The organism is Streptococcus parasanguinis (assembly GCF_901875555.1).
Classification (GTDB): Bacteria; Bacillota; Bacilli; order Lactobacillales; family Streptococcaceae; genus Streptococcus; species Streptococcus parasanguinis_H.
This window is the reverse complement of sequence record NZ_CABFMD010000031.1, coordinates 57,478-77,868: the sequence shown is the minus strand read 5'-3', so window position 1 is coordinate 77,868 and position 20,391 is coordinate 57,478. Positions and strand designations below refer to the sequence as shown.

Here is a 20,391-nt window from a genome sequence, read left to right as displayed (position 1 = left end):
ATCAAGCTCTCCGGAGCTTTTTTTGTTCCTAAATTTTTGAGAGGTGCTTATGAAAATCGTTATTATCGGCTATTCTGGAGCAGGCAAATCTACCTTGGCTGAAAACTTAGCTCGCCACTACTTCATCCCCAAGCTTCATATGGATACCCTTCAATTTCAACCGGGGTGGATAGACAGTGACCGGGATTGGATGGAGGGACAGATGAAACAGTTTCTTAGCCAACATAAAGACTGGGTCATTGATGGCAATTATTCATGGTGTTGCTATGGGGAAAGAATGGAGCAAGCAGACCACATTATCTTTCTCAATTTCTCCCGTTGGAACTGCCTCTATAGAGCATGGAAACGATACCGTCGTTATAAGGGACGCGTCCGTGAGAGTATGGCAGCGGGCTGTCCTGAACGCTTTGACTGGGAATTCATCCGTTGGATCCTTTGGGACGGTCGAACTAAGAATGCCAAAGAAAGGTATCGAAATATCCGCTCTACCTATCCAGACAAATTTATCTCTCTCAAGAATCAAAAAGAGCTGGATGCATTTCTAAAAAACATACAATAAAAGAGAGTGGGACAGAAATCGGTCATTCGTTAGAATTCGATTTCGTCGTCCCACCTCCGCACAGTTGAGTAGGACTGTAAAAGCTGATGAAATCAGCGTAGTAGAGCCCACTCAACCACTGCGTCTTGCTAAACAATCCAAAAACAATTGAGAGGCTAGGACTTTTGTCCCAGCCTCACTCGGGAGTTTTGAAACCTTAGGTTCAAAACTAAATCATGGAACTTCTGCGAAGTTCGCTGACGTCCGTACTCACCTAAGGAAAGTCTTTAAGAAGACTTTTCCTTTAATAAAAAAGATTTGGGATTTTAATCCCAAACCTTTTTTATTTATCAACGTAGTCTCCGCCAGTGAAGCCATAGTATTCTTCCAAGCTCAAGCCTGAATCAGCGATATCTTGTGCTTCTTTTCCAATATAGCGGAGATGCCAGCTTTCTGGCATGTAGCCTGTTACTTTTTCTTTTCCTTCTTGGTAACGAACCACAAAGCCATATTTAGCAGCATTCTTGAGCAACCACTTACTTGGTCCAGGTTCGGTTACCAAATTACCACTGGTATCGATCAAATCAAAGGCCAAACCAGTTTGGTGTTCACTATAACCCGGTCTTGCAGAATAACGATCTGCAGCTTCCTGACCATCTTGATTGACATAGTTTTGATAGAGGCCAACTTGGGTATCGTAGCTTCGAAAACCACTATATTGGTCACTGATCGGATAACCTTCTGCCTGCATAGCCGAAATCAATTCATGAAGAGCTGAAACAGCTTCAGGATCTTCACCTGGATTAAAGTCCGGCGCCAAAGGATAATGTTTGTTGGCGATCATCACCTCACCATATTTCCCTTTAACACTATAGTAAGAACCATTGTAGCTGACACCAGAGTCCACTTTCACATCTGACTTACCAGCTTTTGACGACTCTTCTTTGCCAGTCTCTTTTGATGGATTCTTTGCTGAAGACATTTCTTTGGAAGACTTGGTTTGAGTTTGTTTGCTTTCTTCTTTTGCAGAAGATTTAGAACTAGTGGATTGAGATTGGGAGCAAGCTGTCAGGGTTAACAAGGCAACTGTCACCAACGTTAATTTGGAAAATCTTGCTTTCATGGGAATCTCCTATGATTCTTTTGTTACGACAATATCCGTAATCACATAACTTGCACCTACTTTTTTCAAGGTGTAAGTCTTGTACTTGCGGTTTTGTGAATCTGGATGACTATCTGTATAATGCACGGTAAAGTCTTCATAAGTCTTGATGGTCACCACACCATTTTCTTCAGTGACACTTTGAATGTCCAAAGCTCCTGGAGTATAGTAGTCAATTTTAGCCTTTCGAACACCATCACCAGTTGTGAATTCAACCATATCTTTGTAGGCTTGACTTTGTGTGTCATAGTATTTAGAGTATGTGTTATCTCGGTTTGAAACTGAGCTAAAGACAGCATCGCGGTATTCTCTCAAGAACTCTTCTGCCGAGGTCCGATTTTGTTCTTCTTTGGCTGCTTGCGCTTTCTTAGCATCTTGTGCACTCTTGATACGTTTTAGGGTATCTTTGGCTAGTTTTAGTTCGATCGGATCGTTCTCACCCTCTTCAATGGTCACCTTAGCCTTTTCAGTTGTATAGGTTTCCCCATTCATATTGAAGACGGCGTGCACTTCAATTTCTTGATAAGGGATGCTGTCTACTTCAAAGGTCGTGCTGGTTCCGACTTCTTTACCGTTGACCACAACCTTCACATCCGTTGGGTTTTCAACTTCATCTGGGAACTCAACTTCTAAATTGCGTTTTTCAGAATTCAACTGCAATTCTAAGTTATTCTTGGTTGCTTTTTTAGGATTGAGATGGATCTTAGAAGTGACATTTCCGACTTCAGTTTTAGCAGTCAATTCCATTTCTTTTGTATTGTAATGGAAAGAACCAAGGTCTGTCACTGCATCTTTCTTCAAGGTCACGGTTTTATTAGCAGCCACTTTGAGTTTGGCTTGGTCCAAATTGGTCTTGACCTTGACTTGCAGTGGGTAGCTGGCCACACGGTATTCTTGGAAGATTCCAAATTTCTTGTCCGCCTTTTCCAAACCAAAGATCTTGTTACCAGATTTATCCGTATAGCTGCCTTCTCCACCATTATCGATGATCTTGTTCAACTCTGTGCCAATATCGACTCCTTGATCTTCCATGCTGGTGATCAAGCTTTCGGCTTCATCCTTTGTCCATTTATCGTTAGCGGTTGAAAGCAGGTCTGCTGCTTCGCGATAATCCTTGGTGTCCACTGCCTTGATGAATTTATCTGCAGTCACTTCGACACGTGTTGTAGACTGGAAGTAAAAGAAGGCTGCCACCAAAGCGATCACAAGGACTGCGATAGCAGAAATAATCCCAATTTTCTTCTTGGAAAGTTTCTTCCCACTCTTCGTTTTAGGAGCCTTTTGTTTTTTCTGAGCTGGACCTGCTTCTGTAACATTTGGACCAGCAAAGACCTGCGTTTGCTCAGTAGCAAGTGGAGTCGTATACGCTTGAGTCGGCTGTTGAGGCACATATTCCTGTGTTTCTTCTGTTGAATCTGGGTTCGCAAATTCTGCTTCAGGAACAGGTCCTACAAAAAACTCAAAGTTTTGACTTTTGGCAGCGGTAAATTCTTCTGCACTTGGCTTACGGCCATAGGTTTCTTCAAAATGTTGCAACCAAGCCTGACGAGCTGCCAGAAGTGGATCAACATTCTTCACTTCTTCAACTGGTTCAAGCACCGGTTCCTCAACAGGAGCGACTTCCTCTGCTGGGGCATTACCTGCGATAGACTGAATTTGTTTTAAATCAAATCCACAAGCTTTCCCAGCCATAAACTCTTCTGGTGACGGTTTGCGACCGATCACTTTTTCAAATAATTCAACCCATTTCTTTTGCATGGATCTCTTCTCCCTCATTATAAAATAGGGAAAGTGGGTTCCCCCACCTTCCGTTTTGTGATATTGTTAGAATCCAAAGTTAGAGAAATTTGGAGCACTTGGAATAAATCCTACGGCTACTTGTTCTAAAATACGAGCATTCACATAAATGACAAAGATGGCAATGAGAAGCAAAATAACAGATGACGCAACTAAAAGTAAGAATTTATCTGCTTTAAAGCTTGTCTTGTTCAATCCTTGATGGACCACATAGCATGTTCCGACAAAGAACAAGAAGAAAATAAGGAAGTTTACAAAGCCATAAAATTCATAAACTTTTACAAGACCTACTAAGAAAGCGAGAAGGGCAAGTGGCAAAGTGTAAACAGACAAACGTCCAAATTCTTCAAATGAACGACCGTAACTGTATTCCTTATCTTGAAGAAGCACACGGCGAACAAAGAATCCGGCTACTTGGAAGGCGTAAACACTAAAGAATAGTGAAATCAATGTCAACATAAAAGCACGGAAATCCATACCATAACCACCAGTAATTCCACTAGCTGTAAAGAATGTTGATAGGGTCAAGATAAAGGCAGTTAAGACATACTGTAAAATTCCGTTAAGAGCTTTTGGATTTTCTACAGCTGTTGGACGTTTCAAAGCTGAAAGGAACCAATTCCAGTAACCACCAACAGCTACACCAAATTGACTTGGTTGTGCAGGATAAGCTTGTCCTGGTTGACCTTGGTAAGGCGCTTGTTGATAAGCTGCTTGAGTAGGTTGTTGGTAGGTTTGTTGTGGAGCTTGTTGGAAAGCAGGTCCATTTGCTGAAGCAGCTTGAGGAGCCGGTTCTTGAACTGGAGCTGCTACTGGTTCTTCTGCAGGAGCAGTTGGCGCTGCGACAAACTCTGGCGCTTGTGGCGCTGCAACTGGTTCTTGTGGAGCTGCGACAAACTCTGGAACTTGTGGCGTTGCAACTGGTTCTTGTGGAGCTGCGACAAACTCTGGCGCTTGTGGTACTGCAACTGGTTCTTCCACAGGTGCAGTTGGCGCTGCGACAAATTCTGGGGCTTGTGGTGCTGCAACTGGTTCTTCCGCAGGTGCAGTTGGTGCTGCGACAAATTCTGGAGCCTGTGGCGCTGCAACAAACTCTGGAGCTTGTGGTACTTCTGGAACCACTACTTCTTCTTGAAATTCTCCAGCAGCAAGTGCTTGAGCAATTTCTTCTGCACTAGCAGAACGACCATTTACGGCTTCAAAATAATCCAGCCAATCTTGTTTTGACATATTTAATCTCCTTAACTATTGTTCATACTAGGGTATTATACAAAATTTCTGAACCATTTTCAATGAAAGACTGGAAAATCCCTGTAATATCTTTTGAAAAACATACAAATTCTATACATTTTTAGAAATAAGTAAAGAAAAAGAGGCTGCGCAAAAACTGTCCAGCCTTTGAAGTTTGATGGGAATAAGTGCAAGACGCAGTGATTGATTGGCATCTTTGTTCAACTTTTAAGCTCCAAAGATGACATAATAAGGGAAACAAAGTTTCCTTTATCCACAACCTTCAACAGTCTCCCAGACTGTTGAAGCTATGCGGAGGTGGGAAGATTGAAAAGGTTTGGGGAACCTTTTCAACTTTTTTTATTTTACGGAGTTCTTTCCCACTCCCGTTTCTTAGGATTCAAATGCATCCATGCCACCTTGGACGTTGGTCACATCATAGCCTTGCTCTTCCAAAAATTGGCAAGCGCGTGCTGAGCGTCGACCAGACTTGCAGATGACATAATAGGGCTGATCCAACTCTAGTTCTTGGTAGCGATCTGCTAACTCAGATAAGGGAAGAAGACGAACCCCATCTAAATGAAGCGCATCATACTCCTCCTGCTCGCGTACATCAAGAACGTGTAGATCTCCTTTTTGATAAGCTTGGTAAAAGCTTGAAAATAGAATTTCTTTCATGATTTCTCCTATATGGTATGTTATGGAAGGGTTAGAATTTCATAGTTAAAGCTAATTGACTCTAAAAACCGGAACAAGTCTTGGGTTTTAATAAAGATGGTTTTTTCATTGGTATTGGGATGGAAAGCCATGATCTCTTCTGACACAATGTCTTTATCGAAATAGACTCGAATATCTTTTTCATCATTGTTTAATAAACCAAATGGAGATACTGTTCCGGCTGGTAATTGCATTTTTTCTGCTAGAGAGTCAGCTGAAGCCATACGGATCCGATTGGCCCCTACTTGCTCTTTAAAGTCATCCATGTCCAAAGACTTTTGGTCATCCATGATGAGCAGATAGAATTGGGTTTTCTTCTTGTTGGTCAAAAACATGGACTTGGTCCGCACACCTTCTAAGCCTTCAATGTAAGAATCGGCCTGCTCAGTCGTGAATGCAGGTGGGTGTTCCACTACATCAAATGAAATGCCTAACTCGTCTAATTTGTCTTTAACTTGTTGGTATGCCTCCATCTCCGATCTCCTTTATTTTTGAATGATCTCTTGTACTAAGGCTTGCAATTCTGGCACTACTTCTGCCTCAAACCAAGGATTCTTTGCCATCCAGATTTGATTGCGAGGGGAAGGATGAACTAGTGGAAAATAGGTTGGCAAATAGTCCTTAAAATGATGAACACGCTCTGTTACCTTACCACTGACTTTTTCATGCAGATAGTAAGCTTGGGCATATTGTCCAATCAAGAGGGTCAACTCAATATTTGGACACTCCTTTAGAAGCTGTGGGTGCCATTTTTCGGCAAAGCCTTTGCGTGGTGGAAGATCCCCTGATTTTCCATGCCCTGGGAAATAAAAGTCCATGGGAATGACCGCAAACAGACCAGAGTTGTAAAAGTTATCTTCATCAACTCCTAACCATTCGCGCAGGCGGTCACCACTCTTATCCTTCCAATAAATTCCCGCTTCTTGCGTTTTCAAACCTGGTGCTTGACCGATGATATTGATGCGAGCAGTCCTTGGTGCTGCAAAGAGTGGCTCGATCCCTTTCTCTGTATATCCTTTGTTTTGAGGGTCTGCCATAATGGCTTCTTTAATGGTTTCAATCCTTGACATAAGTTCTCCTTCTATGGAAAAACTCAGCCAGAAAAACTGGCCGAGTAGTGGATTATTTGATTAATTCGTAGATGGCTTCTGCGTAAATAGCTGCTGCACGATAGAGATCTTCAACATCTGCGAACTCATTCGCTTGGTGCATGGTATTGACATAGTCTGGGAACATGGCACCAAAGGCAACTCCACGTTTCAAGAGACGACCAAAGGTACCACCACCGATGACTTGTTCGTGACCTTTGAGACCTGTTTGTTTTTCATAAACACGCAAGAGGGTAGAGACCAATTCATCATCCATCGGAACATAGTGAGGCGTGTGGCCATGAGCTGACAAGCTCACCGTAGCCACTCCTTCGATCCTTTCAAGGATGGCTTTGATGGTTTCAGGATCTGTTCCTTGAGGATAACGGATATTGAGGGCAATGGTATTGTCTGCTTGGCTTTCATCAAAATGGAAGACACCTGCATTCATGCTCAATGGTCCCATTTTGGCATCTGTATGGGCAATACCTAATTTTTCACCGGCAAAATCTTCGTGAAGAAGCGAAGCTGTCACATGAAGGTAAGCCTTAGCAGCGCCACCAAAATTAAATTGGTTCAACAAAAGCGCTAAGTAGGTTGCACCATTGATCCCATCTTCAGGAGTGGATCCATGAGCAGATTTCCCAACGATCGTAACGGTATAAGTTTCTTCATCTACTGTTGAGATTTCAAACTTGAGCTGGTGTTCCTTGGCAAAAGCATCTAAGAAACCAGCAAGATCAGGGAGTTCTCCAGAAACGACTGCAGTCGCTGATTCTGGCACCATGTTTTCACGAAGGCCACCTGTAAAGCTGTGAAGTTTAGCCTTTCCAGTGTTGTCATTTCCAAAATGAAGGTACTCCGTGATGTTTCCTTTTTCCCCATTGATAATTGGGAATTCTGCATCTGGAGAGAAGCCAAAATCTGGCTCAGGAAGTCCGACATGTTTGAAATAGTAATCCATGTCGCCCCATCCTGATTCTTCATCCGTACCGACAACGAAGCGCACGCGCTTAGAAACAGGAAGTCCTAGATCTTTAATGATCTTCAAACCATAGTAGCAAGCCATTGTAGGCCCTTTGTCATCAGATGAGCCACGCGCGTAGAGCTTGCCATCGATAATTTCTGGTTTGTATGGATCGGTCTTCCAACCACTACCTGCAGGCACGACGTCCATATGGGCAAAAATCCCAAGCTCTTCTTCTCCTTCACCAAATGTAAAGTGACCGGCATAATTGTCCACATTCTTGGTTTCATAGCCGTCACGCTTGGCAATTTCCAAGAATTTTTCAAGAGCTTTTACAGGACCAGGTCCAAAAGGATGCTCTGCATCTGCCTTACTGTCATCGCGTTCCGAATTGATTTCCAAGAGGCTGTATAGGTCAGCCATCATCTCATCGCGACGTTTTTCTACTTCTGCTTTAAAGTCAACTGTTGTCATGAATTCCTCCTCGAGCTTCTAAATTTCTCTTTAGATTAGCGTTTTTCGATAATTTCATCAACTGGTAAGCGATAGCTTGGCTCTACTTTTTCAGCCGCATAGCCAACTGTAATCAAAACTTCCGGACGGAAACGCTCTTCGATGTCCAATACTTCATTGATTTTTTCTTTATCAAATCCCAAGATAATATTGGTTCCAATGCCTTGGTCTGTCAAAGCCAACACCAAGTTCATCGCCACAAGACCGGCATTCAAAGCCAAGTAATCGCTTGTCTGTTGGACATCATAGCGCGCAAACTCAGCAGGAAGACTTTGCATAAAGTATTGCAACTGCTCATCTGTGAAGTTTTTCACCCCACCGACACGCGCAATCTTGCGAGCCCGTTTTTGCAAATCAGTATCTGTAAAGAGGGCGATGGTCACAGGTGCTTCCATGACTTGATCGTAGTTTCCACCATAGGCTAATTTTGCCAATTCTGCATTTTTTTGACGAACGACCACAAATTTCCAAGGTTGGCTATTGTGGACGCTAGGGGCCAAGGTTGCGATCTCAATGGCAGTCCGTACATCCTTTGGATCGACCGGTTGGTCAGTGAAATGCTTGATCGCATGGCGTTTTTTGTTGAGTTCTAGGAATTTCATAGTCAACTTCCTTTTCTAATTCTATTACCTCTATTTTAACACAAAATGAAAGAGCTTGCAGGGTTTTACAGCCCAAGATTGTGAAAAAAGAAGCGGACATTTATACATCCGCTTTTTTGATTGGTTGAATACACAAGAGACTCACCTATGATTCATTGGAAAGATTGAAATAGGCAGCTACTTCTTTGGCATAACCGTATTTCTCAATCAAGGAAGCCAGCAACTCATTGTTATGACCCCGATAGTTATCCTCGCGTCTCAATTCTTCGTACATCTCAATAAAAGGAAGGCCCTTGTCCTTGGCATCTTGTAATTCTGCTTCATAGTCGTAAGCCACCTTACGAAATTGCAAGTTGGTCACCCCATCTTCTTCGACATCGATCAGAGCATACTGAGCTCTGTGGTTTTGAATTGGTTCCCAGTCAAAATAAGGCATACCAATGGTGCCGGGGTTGATGATTTGCTGACCCTGACTGCCATAGCGGAGCAACTGCTTGTGGACATGCCCGTAGATGGCCATATCTGTCTGGTCATCCAGCAATTGATCAAAGTTCTCCGTCGCATTAGCTGGATGCAAGTCTCTACCATAATTCTTTTCTGGCAAGTTGTGGGTCAGTGAAAAGCGAATGCCGTTGACCTCCTTCTTCTCCATTAGAGGAAGCGAACGAAGCCAATCAATCCGCTTAGGATCCAGTCCCTCCATGACATACTGAGTGAGACGAAGCATTTGGATCTCCTGCGGATCCTCGAGCCCGTACTCACCATCCAAAGCCTCTAGGACACAATCGTCCCAATTTCCACGAACAGCTGCTGTGATAGGAATTGCATCCAGCAAGTCAAAAAGGTCCTCTCGTCCAGGTCCCGGTAGCAAAATGTCCCCTAAAAGCCAGTATTCCGTCGCGCCTAGAGCACGCGCATCCGCAATCACTGCCTCCAGAGCTCTTGTATCTCCGTGAATATCAGATAAAATAGCAATTCGATGGTTCATTATAAACTCCTTATGATTGGTATGGTTCAGAATCCTCCGCCACTTCCATCAAGGGACTTGCTTCTTCCTGCTGTCCTTGATGGAGCTTAGTTTGCACTGCTTCCGCCACTGCTCGTGGGATGCCGACTGTGACGATCTCATCCATAGTAGCTTCTTTGATCTTGGTCAGTGACTTGAAGTGCTTCATCAGTAACTGTTTGCGTTTTGGTCCCAAGCCTTCGATGCCATCCAACTGGGAGGAGAAGGAATTCTTGGACCGTAGCTGGCGGTGGAAGGTGATAGCGAAACGGTGGACTTCATCCTGGATCCGTTGCAGGAGGAAAAATTCCTGCGAGGTCCGAGAGAGTTCAATGACTTGGAGAGGATCACCAAAGAGCAATTCATGAGTCTGGTGCTTGTCATTCTTTTGCAGACCTGCGATAGGAATGTCCAGTCCCAACTCTTCTTGGATGACTTGCTTAGCGATATTGACTTGGCCCTGACCTCCATCGATAACGATCAGGTCTGGTGGCGTCAGGTCATCCCGCATGACCCGGCTGTAACGTCTGCGAATGACCTCCCGCATGCTGGCATAGTCATCTGGCCCGACAACGGTCTTGATCTTGTACTTGCGGTAGTCCTTTTTACTTGGTTTTCCATTGACAAAGACCACCATGGCTGAGACCGGACTGGTCCCCATGATGTTGGAGTTATCAAAGGATTCAATGCGCACAGGGGTTGGAATTTGCAGAAGTTTTCCAAGATTTTCAATAGCCCCTTGGGTCTTTTCCATGGATTTTTCAAGGAGATTGAACTTCTGCTCCAGACTGACCCGCGCATTCTTGATGGCCAGATTGACCAACTGCTTCTTCTCCCCTCGCTGGGGCTTGAGGACCTTGGTATCCACTAAGGCCTTGACCGCTTCCTCATCGATATCTTGAGGAATCAGGATTTCATTGGGGATCAGGTGAGATTTCTCCTGGTAAAATTGACCCACATAGGTCAAGAAATCCTCGTCCGGATCATTGTAGTAAGGGAAGAGATTGACATCCCGCTCGATCAGCTTTCCCTGACGGACAAAGAAGACCTGCACACACATCCAGCCCTTGTCCACGTAGTAGCCAAAGACATCCCGGTTCTGCAAATCCTTGGCCATGACCCGCTGTTTGGTCCGCAGGGTCCCGATGGCCTGAATCAGATCCCGGTACTCGGCCGCCCGCTCGAATTCCATGTTTTGCGCCGCGTTATTCATCTTGAGCTTGAGCTCATCGATAATCTTGTCATCCTGCCCCTTGAGGAAATCAGAAACCTCCTGCGCCATGCCCTTGAAATAGGCTTCGTCCTTATGGCAGACTGTATGAGCCATACACTGTCCTAGATGGTAGTAAAAGCAGACCTTGGAAGGCGGATTGGTACACTTGCGGAAAGGAAAAATCCGATCCAAGAGTCGCTTGATCTCATTGGCCGCCCCTACATCCGGATAGGGACCGAAATAGAGGCCACCATCCTTTTTGACCTGGCGCGTGATGATCAGACGCGGATAGCGCTCATTGGTAATCTTGATGAAGGGATAGGACTTGTCGTCCTTGAGCATGATATTGTACTTGGGCTTGTTCTCCTTGATGAGGTTGATCTCAAGAAGCAAGGCCTCAATATTGGACTCAGTGACGATAAACTCAAAATCCACAATCTCAGATACCAGCGCTTCCGTCTTGGTATCGTGGCTCCCTCTGAAATAGGACCGCACCCGATTGCGAAGATTCTTGGCCTTCCCCACATAGATGATGGTACCGTTCTTATCTTTGTGAATGTAACAGCCCGGACTCGTCGGCAAGAGCTCAAGCTTGGATTTAATCAAGTTATTCATACTCTCTATTATAGCAAAAAAGAGAGGTCTTAGCCTCTCTGCACTATTCATACATATTTAGAACCTTAGCCCTTGAGATAGGCTAGTCGGAAGAGCGGAATCACATAAGGAACAACAGACATCAGGATAGTGAATAGCACGAAGAACCAGAACCAGAAGGAAGCGAGGGCACGCTGGAAAACTCCCGGCTGAGGTTTATTGGCCTGAATGTAAGCCTTGATAGCTGGCCATTTGGTCGCAAGAACCACTATCATGACAATGGAACCAATGGCTAAAACACCGATTTGGAGCCAATTCGCTAATCCTTCATCCACATGATAGGCTACATAATGCAAGCCTTGAGAAATGACAAAGTTATTGAAAATGTGATAGAAAATCGCCCACCAGATATTGTATTCAAAGGCAATGTAGCCGAATCCTAGACCAATGATACCCGCGAAAAAGAGCTGGTCAAAATTGGCATGGAAGAGGCCGAATAAAATAGCCGTCATGACAATGGCAAAGATTTTGCCATACCGTTCCAAGCCTCGCAAGCCTGCCCCACGGAAGAAGAATTCCTCTGTGATAGGACCAAAAAAGCCAGCATACAAGAGCATGGTCCAAGATCGCTCAATCGTATCTCCTAGATCTGGTGTTGGAGAATGAAGGCCAATGGTCTCAAACATGCGGTCAATCACTTGTGTCATCACAGATGAAAAGACCTGAGAAAAGCCAAGAAAGGCGAGAAGAATAAAGAAGACTGAAAGTGTCATCTTACGTCCCTTATGTTTGAGATCATATTTATAAAGGGCCTTCTTACGATAGGCATTAAAAAGAAAGAGTCCAATGGAAATAGAGATGAGGTAGGGGATACCAGCCCAAACATTCAGGGCATTGAGTTTCTCCGTTACTTGACTTGGATCTTTTCTGAGAGAGCCTGCTAGGGTTAGGCCTAAGAGGACTTCCCATAGGACGGTTACTAAGGTCATTACCAAGAGATAAATGGCAAGTGTCCCAGAATACCTTCCTATATCTTTTTTAGGGTCTAATAATCTTTTGTATTGGTTCATTTCTTCCTCCTAGAAAATAGATAAAAACTCGCACAGACTCCTTCGTATAAGACAAAGAAGATCAAAAAGGCATGCATAAAGTAGTCTTCTGGTAATGCAAGAATAATCGAATCCACGCGCGGATCAAAGAGCCAAGTATTGTCCCCAGCAAATAAGACCTGATGAAAAAGCGTAAAGAATTGATCAAAGCCAATTATAACAGTCATCACTGCAAGCACTACTGGTAAAACCATCATCCAAAAGAAGAGACTTCGGTACAAGGCCAGGTAGCCTTTTTTGACGACTGTCCGCATAAACTGGATAAAACCAGGTAGAGTGACCAAGAAAACGACCGTCACTAAGTGAAATAGGTACTTGACGGCTTCAAAATGGTGCAAGCCATTTTTTGAAGAGGGGAATTGAGGCATCTTCAACACCCATTGAAAAGGATTAGTCAAATAGTTCATCAAGATATTGAAATTCTTCATGATGACTGAAGCCGAAAAACCAGTTCGGCTTTGAATCCCCAACCAATGAATCTCCATGGGATAGATAGCCCAAGCTAGAACAATGGTGAGAAGGATCGTAGCTGACAAGATAAAGAAAACTAGGTTCATGGATTTCAAACTTCTAAGCATCAAAATCCCACTCCGCTAAACTGGAAACAACATGTGTCGGTGCAATTGGTAAGGTCGGCACTTCTTCTGCTTTGGTAAAACCTGTCGTCACCAAAAGGGTCGGAATGCCATTGTCAATACCCGCACGGATATCCGTTAGGTAGTTATCCCCGACCATGACCACTTCTTCTCTTGCAAGCCCCAGGTGTTCAATGGCCTTATCCATAATGATGGCCTTTGGTTTCCCAATGATGACAGGCTCGACCCGTGTCGCTGCTTCGACAAGCGCAATCAGAGATCCTGCTCCCGGCAATAAGCCGCGCTCTGTTGGAATGTTGAGGTCCGGATTGGTCCCAATAAAGTGAGCCCCTTTTTGAATGGCCAAGGTTGCTTTCGCAAATTTCTCATAATCCACTTGCCAATCAAGTCCAATCACGACATAATCAGGTGCTTCTTCATCTAAGACGAAACCTGCTTCTTCGATGGCGTCTTTGAGGCCTGTTTCTCCGATCACATAAGCTTTCTTGCCCAGATTTTGATCCTTCATATAATCAATGGTCGCAAGGGTAGCTGTATAGATGGTTGAAACTGGGGTTTCAATATTGAAATGAGTGGCCAGCATATCCCGAACAGTCTCTGGTGTGCGGGTTGTATTGTTGGTCACAAAGAGATAAGGAATCTCACGCGCCTGCAGTTCATGAACAAAAGCTTCTCCTGCAGGAATCCGTGATTTTCCCTTGTAAATGGTGCCATCTAAATCAATCAAATAGCCTTTGTAGTGCATTTATTCTTTCCTTTCTGTCTCTGCTTCTTCTTTCAATTTTTCAGCGTCCACTCGTCCACCAGAACCATACAGAAGTAGAGCACCAGCATAAAGGACAAACTGTAGGATCAAACCAGTAAAATTGATCCCTTGACTTCCCGATTGAGTGAACAAGAAGGATGCTACCATAAGAATGACAATAGTCACCAAGAGACCAATGACGGTCGCCTGATCCACACTGATTTGATAAACGGTGCGTTTGCTACTCCGGTTTCGGCCGTCTGACTTGGTTTCCGGTTGCAAATTTTCTACAAAATCTGTTACTAAGGTCGCAGCGAGACTGACGGTTGTGCTAAAGAGCACACCTTGAGACAAACGATGATAGAAATTAGACCAGAAGGAGCCTGATTGACTGGTAATACCGACTGAAAAGATCACAACAGGCAAGAGAAAGGCCAAGGTGAAATGGATCCAAACGCGATACCAGCGCACATCTTCTCTTAAAAAGCGACTAAAACTCTCTAAATTCAAACGGTAGCGGAAAAATTTATAAATTTCTTCCACCAGAATGATGCCCAAAGCACAAAGAGTCAAGAGCCAATCTCCCAACATGTAGAAAGGGTTCTTTTGACGCTTGGCATAGGCCATGACCCGTTTTTGGTAGCTTTCAAGCTCCTGTTTTTTATTTTTTAATCTTCTAGTTTCCATAAGTCCAACCCTTTTCTTTCACTTCTTCCCACTCGATCTCTGCTTGAGCATTGATATGCCCGTCTGAGGTAATTTGGTGCAGTGTCGTTAAGCCCTCTTGTTCATATTGTGAGGTGATGGCACCTCCTGCCAGTACTTCTTTGACATATTTCAGATGGACTTTTTTAGGGACATGGTGAGTTAAGAAGTCTGCTCCCATGACCTCAAAGACCCAGTCCAAGTACTTGCTATTGTTGACATGCCCGTTCATATCCAAATCATAAAAACGAACCAGATATTCTTGCTCTACTCCGCCTTCCAATTCTTTGAAACGAGGTCCACGGAGCATGGTTTTAGAAAATTCAGAGTCAAAGGCATCCGTGATTTCGCTCATAACAGGATGGACCTTGCGCGTATCCCGATCCATCAAGACAAAGGTCGCGACCATCTCAATGATAGTATTTCCTGCTTCATCCTTGATGTTAAAAGCCCGGTAGCAGAAAAGGCGATTGTGACTCATGGCATAAGTTTCGATGGTGATCTTCTCATCAAACACAGGGAGACGCCCGATCTTCATATTGTAATCCGTGATAATCCAGACTAGATTGTAATTCTCTAGAATGTACATATCACTCATGCCCAGCTCAATCGATTGCATGCCCGATACCTGTAAAGACAGCAAGATCAATTGGGGAATCTTAATAAACCCATTGACATCGCTCATATCAAACGGAATTTTCATGCTATATTCAAATGTTTTTGCCATCTTCTACTCCAAAATAAACTTCTCTGCTACAGTGTCTCCTAAAAAGAGACCTTTCTTGGTCATGCGAACAATGTCCTTGTCAGGGACCAAAAGGCCCTGCTGGGTCAATTCCTCAACCACTGGTCCATACTGTTGGTCAAAATCCACACCAAACTTTTCTTCAAAGCGCTTCTTGGAAACGCCTGTTTTCTTACGTAGTCCTAGAAACATCTCTTCTTCCATCATTTCTGTCTGAGTCAGATGCTCTTCTTGGACACGCGCATTTCCCTCTTCGACAGCCTGCATATAGTGACGGATAGGCCCATGATTCTTGTAGCGAACACCGTTAACATAGCCGGATGCACCAGCTCCCAGACCATAATACTCGGCATTATCCCAATACATGAGATTGTGCCGACTTTCAAAACCAGGCTTGGAGAAATTGGAAATTTCGTAATGCTCAAAGCCCGCTCGCTCCAACTCCTGAATAATGTATTCAAACATCTCTGCTTCCAACTCCTCTTTAGGTAGAGGAAGTTTACCCCGTCTCATGCGATTCATAAAGACTGTGTGATTCTCCAGAATCAAGCTATAAAGACTCATGTGGGGAATATCGAGGGCAAGAGCCTTAGCAACATTTTCCTTGACCTGCTCCATGGTTTGTGTCGGAAGCGCGTAGATGAGGTCGATCGAAATATTGTCAAAACCAGCCAGTTTCAGACGGTCGATATTGTCATAAATGTCCTGCTCTTGGTGGCTTCGACCAATCTTCTTGAGCAAGCGATTATCAAAAGTCTGCACGCCCAATGAAACCCGATTAACTGGCGAATCCTTCATAACCGCAATCTTATCCGGATCCAAATCACCAGGATTGGCCTCGATCGTCAGCTCTTCCATCTGAGACAGATCAAGCGACTTGGTCAGCTCCTTGAGCACATAGGCTAGCTGATCCGCGGTTAGAGCTGTCGGTGTCCCACCCCCAATATAGAGAGTTCGTAAGTGTGTGATTTCTTCCCGACGAAATTCTTGGATCAAATGCTCCAAATATGCATCGACTGGTTGGTTCTTAATAAAGACCTTCGAAAAATCACAATAAAAACAAATCTGGGTACAAAATGGAATGTGGACATAAGCGGACGTTGGTTGTGTATGCATACCTTTAATTATACCATAAAATCCCCCCGAGTCCGAAAAGAAAAGGGAATAAGAAGTAAGGAATTCCTTGACAATAACGAATAAAAGGAATAGAATAAAGTTAATCATATTCGGAGGTAAGGAGATATGAACAACTAAGCTTCGTTAAATAAAATACTTTATTTAGTGGACTGCTTGTTCGATCTCTTTTTGTGTACCCTCTTGCCTATTCTCCAACCATTTGTTGGCTAAATAAGGTTTTTTCTGCTTGGGTTCCACATGAATACAGCTCTACTAAATAGGTAGAGCTGTTTTTTGTCCCAGTAGAAAGGAATCTTATGCTAAAACTATCCCACCTCACTATCCGACATACAAAAGATTTACGAGATCTGGTTCGAGATCTTTCCCTGACCATTCATGAAGGAAAAAAAGTTGCTATTATTGGCGAAGAAGGGAATGGAAAATCTTCCTTACTTCAGGTCCTCATGTCCCCAAAATCTCTACCAGATTATCTGACTATAGAAGGAGAAATCACCACTTCCTTTCACTCCTATGCCTATATTCCCCAAACTTTACCGGAAGCTTTGAAGGGAAAAACCTTGGAAGAATATTTTTTTGGAGAGAACGAGCTAGACTATTCCACCCTCTACAGACTGGCAGATCAATTGCATTTTAATAGCGAGCGCTTTGCAAGCGATCAAGCTATCGGAAGTCTATCTGGAGGAGAAGCCCTAAAAGTCCAACTGCTTCACGAACTTTGTTGTTCTCATGAATTGCTATTTTTAGATGAACCTTCAAATGATCTGGATTTAGAGACCTTGGATTGGCTCCAGCAGATGATCCAAACGAGTCCCCAAACCATTATCTTTATTTCCCATCATGAGGATTTTTTGACTCAAACGGCGGATACGATCATACACCTCAGACAGATCAAACACCGCAAGGAGGCTGAAACGATCGTGGAGCACCTAGGCTATCAAGACTATAGTATCCAGAGAGAACAACAATTTAAGCAACAATCTCAACAAGCGGCCAACGATCAACGAGCCTACCAGAAAACCATGGAGAAGCACCGTCGTGTCCGTCAGCAAGTCGAAACTTCCTTACGAAATACCAAAGATAGCACTGCTGGACGTCTCCTGGCAAAGAAAATGAAGTCCCTCCTCTCACAAGAAAAGCGCTACGAGCGAGCATTCCAATCCATGACTTCCCAACCCTATGATGAGGAAATCATCAATCTGCATTTCCCTCCCCTCACTCCCTTGTCTCCTCAAAAACGCGTCCTTCTCTTAGATCATGAAGAGCTCGCAATTGAGGATCTTGTCCTAGTCAAGAACCTCTCCCTCACTCTTCAAGGGAAGGATAAGATAGGGATTATCGGTTCCAACGGTGTAGGGAAATCCACTTTCCTAAAAATGATCTGGGAGATTTTACAGAATAATGGGAGTATCCGCACTTCCTATATGCCTCAAGATTACACTGAACGCCTCCCTCTGACTCAGACACCCGTTCAATTTCTACAGCATTCAGGTGATCGCGAAGAAATCAACACTATTCAATTGCATTTAGCCTCCCTCAACTTTACTTATTCTGAAATGCACCATCCTATCTCTGAACTTTCTGGTGGCCAGCAAGGAAAACTCTTCCTCCTTCAATTAGTGCTTACAAGTCCCCAGTTTCTGCACTTGGACGAGCCTAGTCGTAATTTTTCCCCCACTTCCCAACCAGAAATTCGTCGCCTATTCGCAGACTACCCAGGCGGACTGGTTACAGTCTCCCACGACCGGACCTTCCTCAAAGAAGTCTGCCAAAAAATCTATCGTCTGACGGAAAATGGCTTCGAAGAGATAGAGTCGCTCTAACGTAAAAAAGATTGGCCAAAACCAATCTTTTTTCTATTTCTTCCCTTCCTCTTGTCCCATTTCTTGGGTTCGTTTGTAGGCTGCTTCCACACCTGCAATAATGTCGCCCCGTAGGCCGACTTGTTCTAAGCGGTTGACTCCTGCGATGGTAGAGCCACCTGGACTACAAACCGCATCCCTTAATCGAGCTGGGTGCTCGCCTGTCTCTAAGACCATTTGGCTGGCTCCTTGGAAGGTCTGGGCGGCCATCTGCAAGGATTGCTCACGTGGAAGCCCCAAGGCTACTCCTGCATCCGTCATGGCCTCGATCATCTGATAGACAAAGGCTGGACCACAGCCCGCCACAGCCGTTGCAGGATCCATCAATCTTTCTTCGATTTCATAGAGGGCTCCTGCTCCTGCTAAGAGCTCTTTGACTTGGGCTACTTGCTGATCTGTCACTGCTTGGGAGCGAGCCAGACTGATGACACCTTGACCAACGGCTACAGGCGTATTAGGCATGATGCGGATGAGCCCCACCCGGTCGCTCTGGATGACTTCAGCCATTTTTTCTAGTTCCAGACCTGCTGCCATAGAAACCAAGATGAGATTGGAACGTTGGCCCAAAATGTCCTGGTACTCTTCAAGTAAAGGGCAGATTTGGTAGGGTTTGACCCCTAAAAAGATGACCTCCGCCTCTTGAAATACTTGTTCAAGATCAGACGCTGTTCCCCCATACTGGCTGATAAACTCTTCCACCTTTTGTGGGGAACGGTTGACCAAGAGCAGGTCTGTGCTAGCCACTTCTTTTGCGACCGCTTTGGCCAGACTAGCTCCCATATTTCCAAGACCGATAAATGCTACTTTCATAACTTACCTCACTTGACCATTTCCACTGACGATATACTTGTAACTAGTCATCTCCCGCAGTCCCATTGGTCCACGCGCATGGAGTTTCTGCGTCGAGATCCCCATTTCACATCCTAGGCCAAATTGACCACCGTCTGTAAAGCGTGTAGACGCATTGACATAAACGGCAGCTGAATCTACTTGCTTTGTAAAATAAGTGGCTGTCTCCGGATTTTCAGTCACTATGGCATCCGAATGATGGGTGCTATGAGCTTCAATGTGGTCCACCGCTTCCTCTACTCCATCAACAACCTTGACTGCTAATATATAATCTAAAAATTCGGTATCAAAATCCTGCTCCTGCGCTGCTGTCCCCGAAATGATAGCCTGTGCGTCCTCATCTAGACGCAACTCAACCGATCTTTCCCGCTCATCCACTAAACGCTCTTTGACCAAAGGCAAGAAGTCAGACGCAATCGCTTGATCGACCAGCAAGACCTCCATAGCATTGCAGACAGAGGGGCGACTGATCTTGGCATTTTCGATAATGGCGAGTGCTTTCTGGAAATCAGCTTCCTTATCCACATAGACATGAACAATTCCAGTTCCTGTCTCAATCACAGGGACAATGGCATTTTCAACCACCGCTTGGATCAAGCCAGCACCACCACGTGGAATGAGCAAGTCCAGATAACCCTTAGCCTTCATCATGGCAAAGCTGGAAGCCCGACTCGTATCTTGGATCAGTTGGAGAAGGTCTGGATTGAGTCCGGCTTCTTCCAATCCAGCCTTAAGAGCGGTCACGATCGCTTGAGCAGAATGAAAGGCATCCTTCCCCGTACGAAGAACCACTGCATTTCCACTCTTGATGGCAAGCGCTGCAGCATCCGACGTCACATTTGGACGGCTTTCATAAATGATCCCAATGACACCCATAGCGACTCGAACTTTCCGGATTTCAAGGCCATTTTCCAAAACTTCAGTATCCAGCACTTCCCCAATCGGATCTGGCAGATCGATTAAAGCACGGATCCCTTGTGCCATCCCTTCAATCCGCTCTTGATCAAGAAATAGGCGATCGAGCATGACTTCAGAGATCTTCCCGCGTGCCGCTTCCATATCGATTTGATTGGCTGCTAAAATGGCTTTCGTCGCTTTCAGAAGCTGGTTCGCCATGGCTTCCAAAGCTTGATTTTTTAGGGCTGTAGTAGCTGTATTGATGCTTTTCTTAGCCGATCTCGCTAAGGCTAACTGTTCTTGTGTTGTACTCATACGTTTT

General features: G+C 44.5%; 20 protein-coding genes. 2 read left to right on the top strand and 18 right to left on the bottom strand.

Going from position 1 to position 20,391, the window contains the following annotated elements; genetic code table 11:
• Window positions 1–49: 49 nt before the first annotated feature.
• Window positions 50–559, top strand: coding sequence for a DNA topology modulation protein (locus JX304_RS06580; RefSeq protein ID WP_205011781.1), 510 nt, complete (start codon window positions 50–52; stop codon window positions 557–559).
• Between the two features lie 322 nt (window positions 560–881).
• On the opposite strand, the gene ldcB is transcribed toward JX304_RS06580, so the two are convergent.
• The 16 genes from ldcB to hemW all read right to left on the bottom strand — a co-directional run bounded on the left by ldcB (window position 882) and on the right by hemW (window position 16,443).
• The gene (ldcB, locus tag JX304_RS06575) at window positions 882–1,661 is read right to left on the bottom strand and encodes an LD-carboxypeptidase LdcB/DacB (RefSeq protein ID WP_205011780.1); all 780 of its coding nucleotides are present in this window, start codon (window positions 1,659–1,661) and stop codon (window positions 882–884) included.
• Window positions 1,662–1,670: 9 nt separating this feature from the next.
• Entirely contained in the window at window positions 1,671–3,458 is a 1,788-nt protein-coding gene (locus JX304_RS06570; RefSeq protein WP_205011779.1) for a TcaA second domain-containing protein, read from the bottom strand.
• A gap of 66 nt (window positions 3,459–3,524) precedes the next feature.
• Window positions 3,525–4,727: a DUF6574 domain-containing protein gene (locus tag JX304_RS06565; protein ID WP_205011778.1), complete on the bottom strand. Its 1,203-nt coding sequence runs from the start codon at window positions 4,725–4,727 to the stop codon at window positions 3,525–3,527.
• A gap of 393 nt (window positions 4,728–5,120) precedes the next feature.
• Entirely contained in the window at window positions 5,121–5,405 is a 285-nt protein-coding gene (locus JX304_RS06560) for a rhodanese-like domain-containing protein (RefSeq protein ID WP_205011777.1), read from the bottom strand.
• Between the two features lie 20 nt (window positions 5,406–5,425).
• Window positions 5,426–5,917 (bottom strand): prolyl-tRNA synthetase associated domain-containing protein, encoded by a 492-nt coding sequence (locus tag JX304_RS06555; RefSeq protein WP_205011776.1) that lies wholly within the window; start codon window positions 5,915–5,917, stop codon window positions 5,426–5,428.
• 12 nt (window positions 5,918–5,929) lie between these two features.
• Window positions 5,930–6,514: a uracil-DNA glycosylase family protein gene (locus tag JX304_RS06550; protein WP_205011775.1), complete on the bottom strand. Its 585-nt coding sequence runs from the start codon at window positions 6,512–6,514 to the stop codon at window positions 5,930–5,932.
• Window positions 6,515–6,566: 52 nt separating this feature from the next.
• Window positions 6,567–7,973 (bottom strand): dipeptidase PepV, encoded by a 1,407-nt coding sequence (gene pepV, locus JX304_RS06545; RefSeq protein WP_205011774.1) that lies wholly within the window; start codon window positions 7,971–7,973, stop codon window positions 6,567–6,569.
• Window positions 7,974–8,008: 35 nt separating this feature from the next.
• Window positions 8,009–8,614 carry a nitroreductase family protein gene (locus tag JX304_RS06540; protein WP_205011773.1) on the bottom strand — a complete coding sequence of 202 codons (606 nt, stop codon included), beginning with the start codon at window positions 8,612–8,614 and terminating at the stop codon, window positions 8,009–8,011.
• Window positions 8,615–8,759: 145 nt separating this feature from the next.
• On the bottom strand, window positions 8,760–9,602 hold the full coding sequence (locus JX304_RS06535; RefSeq protein ID WP_205011772.1) for a metallophosphoesterase family protein: 843 nt from the start codon (window positions 9,600–9,602) through the stop codon (window positions 8,760–8,762).
• A gap of 10 nt (window positions 9,603–9,612) precedes the next feature.
• Window positions 9,613–11,448: an excinuclease ABC subunit UvrC gene (uvrC, locus tag JX304_RS06530; protein WP_205011771.1), complete on the bottom strand. Its 1,836-nt coding sequence runs from the start codon at window positions 11,446–11,448 to the stop codon at window positions 9,613–9,615.
• Between the two features lie 65 nt (window positions 11,449–11,513).
• The gene (locus JX304_RS06525) at window positions 11,514–12,497 is read right to left on the bottom strand and encodes a CPBP family intramembrane glutamic endopeptidase (RefSeq protein WP_205011770.1); all 984 of its coding nucleotides are present in this window, start codon (window positions 12,495–12,497) and stop codon (window positions 11,514–11,516) included.
• Entirely contained in the window at window positions 12,494–13,114 is a 621-nt protein-coding gene (locus JX304_RS06520) for a TIGR01906 family membrane protein (RefSeq protein ID WP_205011769.1), read from the bottom strand. Before JX304_RS06520 ends, JX304_RS06525 begins: the two co-directional genes overlap by 4 nt.
• Window positions 13,107–13,877 carry a TIGR01457 family HAD-type hydrolase gene (locus JX304_RS06515; RefSeq protein WP_205011768.1) on the bottom strand — a complete coding sequence of 257 codons (771 nt, stop codon included), beginning with the start codon at window positions 13,875–13,877 and terminating at the stop codon, window positions 13,107–13,109. Before JX304_RS06515 ends, JX304_RS06520 begins: the two co-directional genes overlap by 8 nt.
• A complete protein-coding gene (locus JX304_RS06510; protein ID WP_205011767.1) occupies window positions 13,878–14,564 on the bottom strand; it encodes a hypothetical protein in 687 nt (228 codons plus the stop codon).
• A complete protein-coding gene (locus JX304_RS06505) occupies window positions 14,554–15,309 on the bottom strand; it encodes an acyl-ACP thioesterase domain-containing protein (RefSeq protein WP_205011766.1) in 756 nt (251 codons plus the stop codon). Before JX304_RS06505 ends, JX304_RS06510 begins: the two co-directional genes overlap by 11 nt.
• Window positions 15,310–15,312: 3 nt before the next feature.
• Window positions 15,313–16,443, bottom strand: a complete 1,131-nt coding sequence (gene hemW, locus JX304_RS06500) for a radical SAM family heme chaperone HemW (protein ID WP_205011765.1) — start codon at window positions 16,441–16,443, stop codon at window positions 15,313–15,315.
• 317 nt (window positions 16,444–16,760) lie between these two features.
• Between hemW and JX304_RS06495 the strand changes: the two genes are divergently transcribed.
• Entirely contained in the window at window positions 16,761–18,284 is a 1,524-nt protein-coding gene (locus tag JX304_RS06495; RefSeq protein ID WP_205011764.1) for an ATP-binding cassette domain-containing protein, read from the top strand.
• 33 nt (window positions 18,285–18,317) lie between these two features.
• Here JX304_RS06495 and proC read toward each other — a convergent pair whose 3' ends face one another.
• Entirely contained in the window at window positions 18,318–19,133 is an 816-nt protein-coding gene (gene proC, locus JX304_RS06490) for a pyrroline-5-carboxylate reductase (RefSeq protein WP_205011763.1), read from the bottom strand.
• Between the two features lie 3 nt (window positions 19,134–19,136).
• Window positions 19,137–20,384: a glutamate-5-semialdehyde dehydrogenase gene (locus JX304_RS06485; protein WP_205011762.1), complete on the bottom strand. Its 1,248-nt coding sequence runs from the start codon at window positions 20,382–20,384 to the stop codon at window positions 19,137–19,139.
• Between the last annotated feature and the right edge of the window lie 7 nt (window positions 20,385–20,391).

Coding starts and splice junctions, on each gene's coding strand:
- JX304_RS06535 (WP_205011772.1), bottom strand. CDS start 9,602: ATGAACCATCGAATTGCTATTTTATCTGATATTCACGGAGATACAAGA.
- JX304_RS06520 (WP_205011769.1), bottom strand. CDS start 13,114: ATGCTTAGAAGTTTGAAATCCATGAACCTAGTTTTCTTTATCTTGTCA.
- JX304_RS06505 (WP_205011766.1), bottom strand. CDS start 15,309: ATGGCAAAAACATTTGAATATAGCATGAAAATTCCGTTTGATATGAGC.
- JX304_RS06540 (WP_205011773.1), bottom strand. CDS start 8,614: ATGAAATTCCTAGAACTCAACAAAAAACGCCATGCGATCAAGCATTTC.
- pepV (WP_205011774.1), bottom strand. CDS start 7,973: ATGACAACAGTTGACTTTAAAGCAGAAGTAGAAAAACGTCGCGATGAG.
- JX304_RS06550 (WP_205011775.1), bottom strand. CDS start 6,514: ATGTCAAGGATTGAAACCATTAAAGAAGCCATTATGGCAGACCCTCAA.
- JX304_RS06560 (WP_205011777.1), bottom strand. CDS start 5,405: ATGAAAGAAATTCTATTTTCAAGCTTTTACCAAGCTTATCAAAAAGGA.
- JX304_RS06580 (WP_205011781.1), top strand. CDS start 50: ATGAAAATCGTTATTATCGGCTATTCTGGAGCAGGCAAATCTACCTTG.
- ldcB (WP_205011780.1), bottom strand. CDS start 1,661: ATGAAAGCAAGATTTTCCAAATTAACGTTGGTGACAGTTGCCTTGTTA.
- JX304_RS06495 (WP_205011764.1), top strand. CDS start 16,761: ATGCTAAAACTATCCCACCTCACTATCCGACATACAAAAGATTTACGA.
- JX304_RS06555 (WP_205011776.1), bottom strand. CDS start 5,917: ATGGAGGCATACCAACAAGTTAAAGACAAATTAGACGAGTTAGGCATT.
- hemW (WP_205011765.1), bottom strand. CDS start 16,443: ATGCATACACAACCAACGTCCGCTTATGTCCACATTCCATTTTGTACC.
- JX304_RS06570 (WP_205011779.1), bottom strand. CDS start 3,458: ATGCAAAAGAAATGGGTTGAATTATTTGAAAAAGTGATCGGTCGCAAA.
- JX304_RS06510 (WP_205011767.1), bottom strand. CDS start 14,564: ATGGAAACTAGAAGATTAAAAAATAAAAAACAGGAGCTTGAAAGCTAC.
- JX304_RS06525 (WP_205011770.1), bottom strand. CDS start 12,497: ATGAACCAATACAAAAGATTATTAGACCCTAAAAAAGATATAGGAAGG.
- proC (WP_205011763.1), bottom strand. CDS start 19,133: ATGAAAGTAGCATTTATCGGTCTTGGAAATATGGGAGCTAGTCTGGCC.
- JX304_RS06515 (WP_205011768.1), bottom strand. CDS start 13,877: ATGCACTACAAAGGCTATTTGATTGATTTAGATGGCACCATTTACAAG.
- JX304_RS06565 (WP_205011778.1), bottom strand. CDS start 4,727: ATGTCAAAACAAGATTGGCTGGATTATTTTGAAGCCGTAAATGGTCGT.
- JX304_RS06485 (WP_205011762.1), bottom strand. CDS start 20,384: ATGAGTACAACACAAGAACAGTTAGCCTTAGCGAGATCGGCTAAGAAA.
- uvrC (WP_205011771.1), bottom strand. CDS start 11,448: ATGAATAACTTGATTAAATCCAAGCTTGAGCTCTTGCCGACGAGTCCG.